This window comes from Frankia sp. CcCS3, from assembly GCF_977927575.1.
The window spans coordinates 1-9,860 of record NZ_CDWRCL010000148.1; the positions used below are offsets into that span (position 1 = coordinate 1).

Genomic DNA, 9,860 nt, shown 5'->3' on the forward strand with positions numbered 1-9,860 from the left:
GACCCCAACCACCCCGCCCGGCGCGGCCCACAGCCATGCCCGTGAACCGTCACCCACAGCAAGATCGCTAAAGCAGGTGAATGTTTACGGTCGCAGGCGCTGTTCGCCTGCACCTCGTGTGGTTGGCAGGGGAACGCGGACACGAACGCGGCATTGAACATTCTCGCGGCAGGACAGGACGCAAGTCCCGGGCGTACAGCCCGTGTCGTGAACGGACGTGGAGCCACGGCGGTTACGTCGGGCTGCGAAGCGTCAACCACCCGGGACGCGGCATGACCGCCGCCGGGAATCCCTCGCGTTCACGCGGGGGAGGATGTCAACTGGCGGTCCCCATGGATGGCGGTGGTTTGTTGTGATCGGCAGTTCGTGATCCGTGATCTATGGGGGTAGGTAGAGGCGGAGCCGGTGTCCGGCGGCGAGCGTGTCGGTCAGTTCGCGGAGTGGGTGGGGCATCGGGGCGGTGGTCCAGGCCTGCCAGAGGCGTAGCAGGAGGCACAGCGGGGTCAGGCAGGCGCGGACCTGTCGGAGGTTGACCGGCCAGGACGGCGGTGTGCCGCTGCGGACCGGTTGCGGGCTGGGCTGGGTGTGGGTGGCTCGGTGGGGGTGTCGTGCCAGCACAGGCTGAACGCGCAGTTCACCAGGGTCCAGCGGCGGGCGATCGCGGTGGCGGAGCGGACCTGGAAGTCGGCCCAGCCCAGTTCGTGCTTGACCTGCTTGTAGTCCTGTTCGACCCAGCCGCGTAGCCCGTAGAGGCGGATGATCTCGTCGTAGCTGGCGGGTGAGAACGCCGACGTCGCCGTGGTGGGCAGGTCCGGGCGGGGCAGGGTGGTGGCCAGGTACCAGGTGCTGGTGGTTGGCCGGGTCGCCGGGTCGGTGGTGGCCACGACCAGCCGCAGTGGCCCGCCGATCCGGTACGGGCCGCCTCGGGAACCGATGTACTGACGGGACACGCCCGCGGTGGCGTGCCCGCTCTTGCGGTCCCCGGAGTCGTCCAGGATCAGTACCCCGCCGGGATGAGGCCGGGTGGCCGGCGCCGCCATGAGCAGCTCAACCCGCCGAGTGTTGATTTTCTCGTGGTCCCACGGCGACTCGGACAGAAACCACTGCAGCCGCTGGACCTCCCGGTGCTGCGCGCCCACCACCGGCTCCGCCCCGGCCAGACAGGTCAGCGTCTTGTTCCGGTCCCGCGGCAGCAGCAGACCGACCAGGTAGTCCCGGAACGCCCGCCGCTGCGCCCGGGAGGCGAACAGGCCATCCAACCGGGACGCGTACGCCTCCACCGGCGCCGGAGCCGGCGGGCACGGCAGCGGCTCTGTCATCACGATCACCTCCGCGGCCGAACCGCTCCTTCCCTACCCGACACAGCCAGACAATTCCCCGGCCGCCCATACATGATCAAACGATCACAACAAACCACCGATGGGCAGGGTGTGCTCGGGCGCACGGTTGTCCACAGACCCTACCGTGAGCCGGGGACAGCCGTGAGCCGGCGACGGGCCCGTTTAGCCGGGGACGGGTTATCCGAACCGGGCTGCGCGCATCTCGCAGATGTCGGTGACCGGCGGCGGGTACGGGGCGAAGCGCTGCGCGACCCAGGCGGTGAGGTCGGCCATCGATGCGCCGAGGACGGTGCCGTGGTCCGCGCCGGGGTAACGCCGGTAGTCCACGGTCGTGCCCTTCCGGCACAGCCCGGTGACCACGCCGTCGGTCACCGTGCGTCGGATCACCAGGTCGAGGTCACCCTGGAGAACGAGGGTCGAAGCCATCTTCCGCAGGGCCACCTCTCGCTGCCGGGCGAATCCGGCTGCGAAGGGCTGATGATCCAGAGGATTGACGGTAAAGGCGGTGTCGACGGACGTACCGATGCTCGCCCTGGTGAGGTCGGTGGCGCAACGGTCGCGGGCGATCGACAGCAGTCGCCGGCCGGTCGGGGTGAGCACCCGGTCCAGGTTGATCGTCCGGTCCTCGACGGACAGCCCGATTATCGCCAGCAGGACATAGGCGACCCCGTCGGTATTGTGCTGCAAGGTGGCGAGGGACGCCGGCAGGTCGGCCAGGGGGGCGGTTGCGACGACTCCCCGGATCCGTAGCTCGGGTGCGTAGGCGGCGGCAATCGCTCCGGCGGCTAACACCGCCTGGCCGCCCTGCGAATAGCCCCAGAGGACGATGTCGCGACCGGCACCGGTCGCCTTGAGGGCAGCGGCGGCGCGTGCCGCGTCAAGCACGGCCCTGCCCTCCGGCTCGGCAACGTAGATCGCGTGTTCGCCGGGACTCCCCAGTCCCGGATAGTCTGTGAGGGCCACGACATAACCGGCCCGGACGAGCGGAAAAGTCGAGGCGGCGGCGATCAGCGCGGGTCGTGCCGCCGACGGTGCACAGGCATCCTTGAGGCCCGTGGTGCCATGCCCGAACGCGACGATTTTTCGGCCGCCCGGCGGAACCGGAACGTTCTCCTCCGGAGCCAGGATTATCCCGGACACCGGAATGTCGACGCCCGGCGTCGTGTGGGACCGGTACATCACCCGCCACGCCCGGATACCAGTCGGGGCCGGCGCGACCACCTGACTGGACAGAATTTCCCCGCGGGTTCCCGGTGGTAACGATGCACCTCGCTCATCGGGTCCGCCGGCACTGATCGCGGGGGATGATCCGTCGTCGCCGCCAGCCCGCTTTCCGCAGGCCGCGAGGGGCAGCAGCCCGAGCAGGAGCCGGACCGCGAGCAGCGGGGTACGGACCGGACGGGAGGGGCATCGGTGCGCCCCGGCAGGGGTGGCCCCCGCAGCCGGTCGTGTCGGCCTCCCTGACTGCGCTGACTGCGTCGGCCGGGAGCGCGGGGGCCGTGGTGTTAACGCATCCGGCCAGGCCGGCGGGCCACTCGGATCATTCGGGACAACAGGCTGCTGATCCAAGCTTGGCCGCCGATAATGCACGAATTAAGCCTAATGAGGCACATCCGGCCATCGCGTCGGCGGTCCGCCTGGGCCGGCCGGATCTTGACTGGCGGTGGATCGCTTCGCTGGACGATTCGGGCACCTATGATCGGGCACCCATGAGGGACGTACCGGGCGTAACCGGACCTGCCGCAACCTGCCGGGACGTGCCCGGGACGTGCCCGGGACGCCGTGGAGCCACTCTTGCGGGTGCCCGGTGGGAGACGGAAGAGCGATCGATACCCTTACGGTGTCCTCAGGCGGGTGCGGTAGCGGTCCCTCGATGGTTGCCGCGGTCTCACGGACGTGTCCAACCCGTCGTCGAAGCCTGTCGGAGGCCCGCGATAGTGAATGCATTCGCGTCGAACACCCTCGCTCTCGGCCCTGGCGTCCTCAGCGCGGACAGCCTGGCCAAAGCGGGCCTGGCTGTCGTTCTGTTGATCGTCTTCGTGGAGTCCGGCCTACTGGTCGGGTTCTTCCTCCCGGGTGACTCCGTGCTGTTTACCGTGGGTATGCTGATCGCCCGCGACGAGCTTTCCACCCCGCTGCCGGTGGCGGCTGTCCTGATCGGGCTCGCCGCGGTGGCTGGCGACCAAGTCGGCTACCTGATCGGTCGAAGAGCCGGTCCGGCGTTGTTCCGACGCCCCGACTCGCGGCTGTTCAAACAGGAGTACGTCGAGCAGTCGCACGAGTTCTTCGAGAAATACGGGCCGCGGTCCATCATCCTGGCGCGGTTTGTTCCCGTGGTCCGCACCTTCACTCCGGTCATCGCCGGCGTGAGCCGGATGAACTACCGCATCTTCATCACCTACAACATTGTGGGCGGGGTGGTCTGGGGTTGCGGCCTCACGGTTCTGGGTTTTTACCTCGGTAAGATAGATTTTGTACGGAACAACATTGAGCCGATGTTGATTCTAATTGTCGCCGTCTCGGTGCTTCCCATCGCTTTCGAATTCCTCCGGGCCCGCCGTAGGAAGCGGGCCAGGAACGGTGCCGTGCGGGAAGGCTCCGCTGAATTCGGCAGGAGTGCCCCGGTCGCCGAGGAGGCTGCGACCTTCGCGGTACGGCCATGCCGCGGCGGCGGGCGTCACTCGGCTGCTCATCAACGTCAGACCCCGGGACTGAGCGAGACTGATCAGGACTGACCGGGGATGATCAAGACGACCGGGGCTGATTGGGATACCCCGGTGGTCATCGCGGCCGCGCGACGGTTACCTGTGATGCGGCCAAGTCGCGAGGACGGGTCCCGGCGGGCTCCGCACCGATACGGGGGGAGTCGGCGGGACGCCCGCCGGGGGACCCGTCAACCGTATCGGGTCAACGGGTCATTGTCGCCTCTCCTCGTCACCCAAAGGTGGGAACAGTCGCTGGTCGCACACCGAAAGCATCGTTTGTATGACGATCATCTCACTATTGGTGGGTGGTGTTGTGGCCTTGGGGGGCCATCGAGAGATCGCGGCAACCGAGCTGGTCACGGTCGGTGCAGTCTGCTGGTCGGGGTCGCCGTAGCCAGGTCGCCCTCGGTGCAGCCGGGGCGCCGCCGGACTCACGAGGCGTCCGCACTCACAAGGCGTCCGGTCCGCGTTCCCCCGTGCGGACGCGGGCGAGGGCGTCAACAGGAAGAACCCAGATCTTGCCGGCTCCGCTGGCCGCCGATCCGCCCGATCTCCGGATCACCTCGATGACGTCCTCGACGTCGGAGTCCGCGACGACGCATTCGACCCGCACGGCGCTCACCGACTCATCGTGGAAGGTCTGCCCGCGATATGTCTGGGTACGCCACAGTTCGATGCCGAATCCGGTCACCTGGCTGACCGTCATACCCTGAATACCGAAGGTCTCAAGGGCGGTGCGTACGTCATCGATGCGATGTGGACGCAGGATGGCGGTGACCAGTCTCACCGGGACCTCACCAGGTTGTCTGGAACCGCATGCCGACGGCCCGGCGCACCTCCGGGTGAGGTTTCATCGCGGAGAAGCGTAGAGCCGGCAGGTGACGGTTCCGTCTCGGGAATGTCATCGAATGGCGTAACGGAAGGAATGGTAGATGTCCCTGCTCGACCGCGGTACACCCCCCGACCCGTTCGACGTGCTGCCCGCCAAACCGCTGTTCACCGTGACCAGTACGGACCTCGTCGACGGTGGAGTCGTTCCGTCCGATCAGGTGCACACCAGCGCCGGGGGTGCCGACATCTCCCCACAGCTGGCCTGGTTCGGTCAGCCCGCCGAGACCAGGAGTTTCGTCGTCACCTGCTACGACCCGGACGCGCCCACCGGCAGCGGATTCTGGCACTGGGTCCTGGTGGGCATCCCCGCGGCGGTGACCGAGCTTCCCCGCGGCGCGGGCAGCGGCGACTTCACCGGCCTGCCCGTCGGCGCGTATCACGTGCGCAGCGACTGGGGCTCCAAGGCGTATGGCGGGGCCGCGCCGCCGCAGGGCGACGTACCGCACCGGTACATCTTCACCGTCCACGCGGTCGACGTTCCGGAACTAGAGATCAACGACGAGGTCTCACCGGCCGTCGTCGGCTTCAACCTCACCTTCCACACCCTCGCCCGGGCCGTGCTGCGGGTGACCTTCCAACGCTGACGGGGCCGCCCTGCCGGCGCGTCGAGGTCCTCAGGTGCCGCGCCCTCGGCGCGCCGCCCGGGGATCGTCAGCTGGTGGAGCTGGGGCTGGGCTCCACGGGCGGGTAACCGAACCCGCCCGTGAGGCCGGCGGCCCGTGGGACGGCCGGGCCGTCGACGAGCTCCCCGCTCCCGAGCTCCCCGCTCTCGAGTTCCCGGTTGTCGAGGAGTTCGTCGGCCATCCGGCGCAGCCGGCCGGGACCGAGATCCGGCGGGTCCAGCTCGGCCGGATCCAGATCGTCGGGGGTCAGGTTGGTGTCGTCGACCTCGCCGTGCATCTTCGAGCCGTTGAGCACCACGGGGATCTCCAGGTCGCCGACGACGTGCTCGACGTAGAAGGCGCGGGCGCCGATCAGCCACAGGGCGTAGCCCGGGTCGAGCCTGGGGAGCAGGTCGGCGGCGACATCGGTGAGCCCGAGCGCGGCCTGCGTGTCGGCGATCTGATCGGACGCCTGCTTGTAGAGGATCCGGATCGCGGTCTCGGCGAGCAGGCCCTTGGCGATCTCCACCGAGTCCGGCGAGGCGGACAGCAGGTCGGAGATACGGTGGGCAACGATCGCGTTCGCGCATCCCCACTGCCGGGCGAGCTTCTGCTGGGCGGACAGCCGGCGGACGAGGCCGGCGAACCGCATCAGCCGCCAGCACTCGTCGTAGACGACGTAGCGCTGCACGCCGTCCTGGCGCATGAGTGCCGCTTCCATCCACGCCTGCGCGCAGGTCATGATCAGGGCGATCATCTCATCGCTGCCCTGGACCCGCTCCAGGTTCAGCACGGCGATCGGACGGTCGAAGTCCAGCGGGGAGGTGGTAGGCCCGTCGAACAGACCGCCCAGCGCGCCGTGCGTGAGCCGGCGCAGGGTCAGCGTGGCATCCCGGGAGGCGTCGCGCAGCTCGGTCGCGGTCATCGGGAGGTTGACACAGTCCTCCTCGGTCGGATCCGTCATCGCCTCCAGCACGTGCGGCAGGAGCGGGGTTGCCCACCGGTCCGGGGACGCCCCGGTGATCTGCCGGGTCACGACGTCGAGAGCCAGGTCGACCGCGGTGTGCTCGGCCGGGGTGAGCGGTACCCCCTTCGCCGTCTCGATCAGGGACGACAGGAGTGCCGAACGAGCCCGCTTCACCTCACGGGCCCAGTCCTCGTCGGCGATGCCCATCGGACGGGGTGGGGCGTCGAGCGGGTTCAGCCGGGTGGCCATGCCGGGCCCGATGTAGGTGGGCTCACAGCCGAGGCGCCGAGCCAGCCGCGTGTACTCGCCCTTCGGGTCACAGGGTACGGCGGCCTGGTAGCCGAATGCCGCCCCCCGCGAGATCAGCGTCTTCAGCAGCGCCGACTTGCGGGAGCCGACCGCGCCGAACACGGCGAAGTTCGGATTCTCGATGACCTGCTGGCGGTACAGCTCGAAGACGTCGAAGTCGAACGAGTTCCCCGACCAAACGTGCCGACCGATGTACATGCCGGGCGCGGCCAAGCCGGAGTCGACGACGAACGGGTAGATGCCGGCGATCTGTGCCGTCGTCTCCATGTGCGCGGGAAGCCGCAGCTTGTGGAACGTCCGCCCGCCGAACGGCCCGAACAGCCGCGGCGGCTGTGCGCCCCGGCGCAGGGCTAGCTGGGCCCGGCGCATCGCCGCCTTCTCGGTGGCCGCCGCGGCCCGTTCCGTGCGCCGGCTGCGCCGGGGGGGCTCCGCGACTATGTGTCCCTCGCGCCGCCACCGCGGACCGCCGCCGAGGTCCACATAGCCCTCGGCGTCGCGTCCCGGGTCGTGGGACGTGGCCTCGTAGGCCGCCGCCTCGTAGCCGTCGGGGTCGTAACCGGCCTCGTCGTAGCTGGGCGGGTCGTCGAAGTCGCCGTCGCCGAAGTCGTCGAAGTCGCCGTCGACGCCCTCGTCGCCGGGGCCGCCCGGGCCGCCGGGGCTGCTGTCGGCACGCTCGGGGCGACCGGCCACGGCTCCACCGGCCGGATAGCCAGCCGGCACGTAACCGCCCACCGCATGGCCGTTGCCCGCATAGCCGCCGGTCGGGTATCCGCCGGTCGGGACCGGGTACCCGCGGGCCGAGGCGTCGTCGTGTGCTGAGCTCAAGAAACCCCCACCGCCAACGGTAGTGCTCCGACGCTGAAGCCCTGATCCTGCTCGCCGACGAGACGCACCATCTCCAACCGGCTGCGTGAGGCCAGCGTTTCGGCCTCACCGCAGGCATCGGCGAGCCCGTCGAGGTCGTCGGCGGAGACCGTGACGAAGCCGTGGAAGCGGAAGGCGCCGAATCCGGCGATCAGCTCCTGCTCGCGGCGTTCGACCTCGTCGGCCTCAGCCACGTCGCGCTGGGTGGTGACCTTCCCGACCTTGTCCCGCATCTGCTGTTCACCGAGGTGTGCCATCCGCCGTCGGTTTACCGCCTTCTCCGCCTTCCGGCCAGGCAGCGGCTCGACCACCAGTGAAACCGTCCGCCGACAGGTCGTCTCCATCAGCAGCGGAGCGAGGAACGCGGCAGGGGAGGGCACACGCGGCCAGCCATTGATCCAGTATGTCGTGTGGAAGCCGGAGTCGGTGCGGTAGTGGTCCCAGGCGGTGACGGTCCGGACCGGGCCCGCGACCGCCGGGTCGATGCCGGACGCCAACCCCTTCAGGCCCCCGGCGAGGTCCGTACTCGCACCACCCCGCGCGTCAATCATCTCGATCGAGTACGGATCGTAGGTGGTGCGGATGACCGCGGCGAGCGCCCGTGGCGGCAGCCATCCGACCGTGTTGATGGATGCACGGGCGAGAGCCGCCTCCATCGTGCGCAGTTCGCCGAGCAGGACGGCGCAGGCCGCCTGGTCACCGCCCCCGGCCCGCTGGATCGCGCGCCGGGCGTCCCTGGCCCGAAGCTGAAACGAGAGGTAGGTCTCGTGTCGCTGCGCCACCGGGCCCGCCGCGTCGATGACCTGCTGGTAGGCGTCGGCGGCCCAAGAGTCGTCGTGATGCCCGCGGACCCGCCAGTGCCGCTGAAGCTGGTCGCCGGAGTCGGGCAGCGTGCGTTCCAACCACTGGATGCGCGACAGTTTGCCGCCCCCGGCGGTCAGCCCGGCCAGCAGTTCCCCCCAGGCGTCCACCCTGGCCTGCTGGTCACCGGACTCCAGCAGGGCGAACTGGCTACCCTGCACCTGCAGGACGGCGGTGTAGGTCTGCTGCTTGGCATCCTTTACCACCGCCACGTACCGGCCGCCGCCGACCGGTACGGACAACATCACCAGCGACGACAGCGGCCCCGGAAGGACCGTTCGGCTGAGCTGGTCCTCCCCGGCACCCAGCCGGAAGAACGCGCCACGGAACACCGTTTCGCCCGTCACCTTCTGCATCGTGAAGCCGAAGAGGATCGGCACCCACTGGTCGAGATTACGATCCTCCACCCGGACGAACGCAACAAATAGGAGCATTACTCCCATCAGTACCCAGAGTGGGATGAACAGGCGTGGAGAGCGAAGTGCCCCGAGCACGCACAGCATCACGCCGATCATCAGGCCGAGCTGCGGCCAGCGCATGCCCAGCATGACTCCGCCGCGTTCCAGCGGTCCGAAGCGGTAACTGCGTTCCGCGATCATCGGCTACCTCGCTACCTCGCTACCTCGCTACCTCGCTACCTCGCTACCTCGCTACCTCGCTACCTCGCCACTCAACTACTCACGTGCCGCCGGTGCGGGACGGCGGCACCGCCGCCGTCATCTTCGGAGGCCGGGACGCCGACGGGGGCACGGGTACCCGCGTCGTGGCCTGACCGGGCCCGCGTGCCCCGCCCGTGACGGAACCCGGGCGCATCGTCCTCGTGGCGCCGACCGGCCTGGAATTGCTGCCGACCGTGACCGTCGCCCTGGTGGGGGTGGCGGCTCTTGCCGGTTGCCGGGTACTGCCACCGCCGGCCCGGGGCCGGCCGGCCGTCGAGCCGCGCACCGCGGCCGTGGCGGCACCCGTCCGGGAGGACGTGCCCGCCGGAGCGCCGAGGCCGCTGCCACGACCGGTCCGTAGCGCGGCCGGCCGGGGCAGCGCGGGCTCGGCGCCAAAGCTGCCGACGCCACCGGCGCCGCCGAGCATGCCGCGATTGCGGGTCTGCAGCCGTGCACCGATTCCGCGGAAAGTCTCCCGCGACGTCGATCCCAGCAACGCACCCGCCCCTTGGCCGAACGACGCCGCACTGCGCCGACCTGCTGAACCGACGGCGCGCATCAGGTGGATGTCGGCGAATCCCATCAGGTGCAGCAGGACGAAGGGGGCGAACACCGCCGCAATCATCACCACGGCCCCGCCGAGGATCGTCAGTGTCTGATCG

General features: G+C 69.4%; 8 protein-coding genes and 1 pseudogene. 3 read left to right on the forward strand and 6 right to left on the reverse strand.

Annotated elements, in window-relative coordinates:
* Positions 1-99: 99 nt before the first annotated feature.
* Entirely contained in the window at positions 100-276 is a 177-nt protein-coding gene (locus tag AC08OQ_RS13370) for a hypothetical protein (protein ID WP_476605412.1), read from the forward strand.
* A 227-nt stretch (positions 277-503) separates the two neighbouring features.
* Here the strand turns inward: AC08OQ_RS13370 and AC08OQ_RS13375 are convergent, their stop codons facing one another.
* On the reverse strand, positions 504-1,319 hold the full coding sequence (locus tag AC08OQ_RS13375) for a transposase (protein WP_476605410.1): 816 nt from the start codon (positions 1,317-1,319) through the stop codon (positions 504-506).
* Positions 1,320-1,517: 198 nt separating this feature from the next.
* Positions 1,518-2,519, reverse strand: coding sequence for an alpha/beta fold hydrolase (locus AC08OQ_RS13380; RefSeq protein ID WP_476605411.1), 1,002 nt, complete (start codon positions 2,517-2,519; stop codon positions 1,518-1,520).
* Positions 2,520-3,424: 905 nt separating this feature from the next.
* Here AC08OQ_RS13380 and AC08OQ_RS13385 point away from each other — a divergent pair.
* Complete coding sequence (locus AC08OQ_RS13385; RefSeq protein ID WP_476605409.1) at positions 3,425-4,075, forward strand: DedA family protein; 651 nt, start codon at positions 3,425-3,427, stop codon at positions 4,073-4,075.
* A gap of 418 nt (positions 4,076-4,493) precedes the next feature.
* Here the strand turns inward: AC08OQ_RS13385 and AC08OQ_RS13390 are convergent, their stop codons facing one another.
* Positions 4,494-4,832, reverse strand: a complete 339-nt coding sequence (locus AC08OQ_RS13390) for a P-II family nitrogen regulator (protein ID WP_476601801.1) — start codon at positions 4,830-4,832, stop codon at positions 4,494-4,496.
* Positions 4,833-4,977: 145 nt separating this feature from the next.
* Between AC08OQ_RS13390 and AC08OQ_RS13395 the strand changes: the two genes are divergently transcribed.
* A complete protein-coding gene (locus AC08OQ_RS13395; RefSeq protein WP_462187224.1) occupies positions 4,978-5,520 on the forward strand; it encodes a YbhB/YbcL family Raf kinase inhibitor-like protein in 543 nt (180 codons plus the stop codon).
* Positions 5,521-5,587: 67 nt separating this feature from the next.
* On the opposite strand, the gene AC08OQ_RS13400 is transcribed toward AC08OQ_RS13395, so the two are convergent.
* From AC08OQ_RS13400 to AC08OQ_RS13410, 3 genes and pseudogenes are all read right to left on the reverse strand, one after another.
* Entirely contained in the window at positions 5,588-7,639 is a 2,052-nt protein-coding gene (locus AC08OQ_RS13400) for a conjugal transfer protein TraC (RefSeq protein ID WP_476601800.1), read from the reverse strand.
* Positions 7,636-9,138 carry an SCO6880 family protein gene (locus AC08OQ_RS13405; protein ID WP_476601799.1) on the reverse strand — a complete coding sequence of 501 codons (1,503 nt, stop codon included), beginning with the start codon at positions 9,136-9,138 and terminating at the stop codon, positions 7,636-7,638. Before AC08OQ_RS13405 ends, AC08OQ_RS13400 begins: the two co-directional genes overlap by 4 nt.
* A gap of 79 nt (positions 9,139-9,217) precedes the next feature.
* A pseudogene (locus AC08OQ_RS13410) lies at positions 9,218-9,860 on the reverse strand (hypothetical protein); the annotation flags it as partial.

Excerpts from the sequence above, each read along its gene's own strand:
- AC08OQ_RS13375 (WP_476605410.1), bottom strand. The coding sequence starts at position 1,319 with ATGACAGAGCCGCTGCCGTGCCCGCCGGCTCCGGCGCCGGTGGAGGCG.
- AC08OQ_RS13405 (WP_476601799.1), bottom strand. The coding sequence starts at position 9,138 with ATGATCGCGGAACGCAGTTACCGCTTCGGACCGCTGGAACGCGGCGGA.
- AC08OQ_RS13395 (WP_462187224.1), top strand. The coding sequence starts at position 4,978 with ATGTCCCTGCTCGACCGCGGTACACCCCCCGACCCGTTCGACGTGCTG.
- AC08OQ_RS13380 (WP_476605411.1), bottom strand. The coding sequence starts at position 2,519 with ATGTACCGGTCCCACACGACGCCGGGCGTCGACATTCCGGTGTCCGGG.